Annotated in this window: 1 protein-coding gene and 1 pseudogene; both read left to right on the top strand. The window is 49.6% G+C overall.

Annotated features, from left to right (window positions below; translation table 11 throughout):
* The first annotated feature begins 90 nt into the window (after positions 1–90).
* Positions 91–354, top strand: a complete 264-nt coding sequence (locus tag AAC147_RS08345) for a helix-turn-helix domain-containing protein (RefSeq protein WP_047686309.1) — start codon at positions 91–93, stop codon at positions 352–354.
* Positions 355–529: 175 nt separating this feature from the next.
* Positions 530–724, top strand: a pseudogene (locus AAC147_RS08340) (pilus assembly protein PilL); the annotation flags it as partial.

Genomic DNA, 724 nt, shown 5'->3' with positions numbered 1-724 from the left:
GAGGCTTCGGCCTCGCCGGTGGATAGTTCCCGGTACCTGAGAATCCCTGTCTGAACTACCACCAATAATCAACAGAAGGGGAAGCAGGTTATGACTCACACTCAACCAGACTGGCACCCAGCCGAAATTATTTGTGCATTACGCAAGCGTGGTACCACACTCGCCGCTTTATCCCGCGAATCGGGACTCAGCTCTTCTACACTGGCAAACGCCCTGTCCCGCCCATGGCCGAAAGGCGAATATATTATTGCCACCGCGCTGGAGGTGGCTCCGTCTGAAATCTGGCCCAGCCGCTACTTTGATCGCCAGGGTAATTTGCTTGAGCGAAAAGCGCGTAAATCGATGGCTGAATAATGTGCCGTTATCACCCATGGCATGTAATACGATAATACCGACTCAGGGATTATCCGTTATGTCCTGTTACGCCATTTTTATTTTCAGCAAACACAGTTGAGTTGTTCATTGAATAAACCACAAGGTTCCCGGCATAGTCAGGATGATTTTACGACTGAGCAGGAACCTATTTGGTATGAAAATAACGGTGTTAATCGGCTTAATGGCGGTCATACTGACGGGATGCACGACTCCCGCAGAACAACCGCTCCCTCAGCCTTCCCAAAATAGTTTGTCTTCCGTCACATTGACACGCAATGTTCAACCGGTTTCACCGGATATTTATCAGCCAATGCCTGAAGTTGTCCGCTACGGGCGTTATTTACTGGTG

The organism is Xenorhabdus sp. NBAII XenSa04 (assembly GCF_963866145.1).
Lineage (GTDB): Bacteria > Pseudomonadota > Gammaproteobacteria > Enterobacterales > Enterobacteriaceae > Xenorhabdus > Xenorhabdus indica.
The sequence above is the reverse complement of the archived record's forward strand: the minus strand, read 5'-3'. Positions and strand labels throughout refer to the sequence as shown.

What these genes read in the sequence shown, in the direction of transcription:
- AAC147_RS08345 (WP_047686309.1), top strand. Translation starts at nt 91, where the DNA reads ATGACTCACACTCAACCAGACTGGCACCCAGCCGAAATTATTTGTGCA.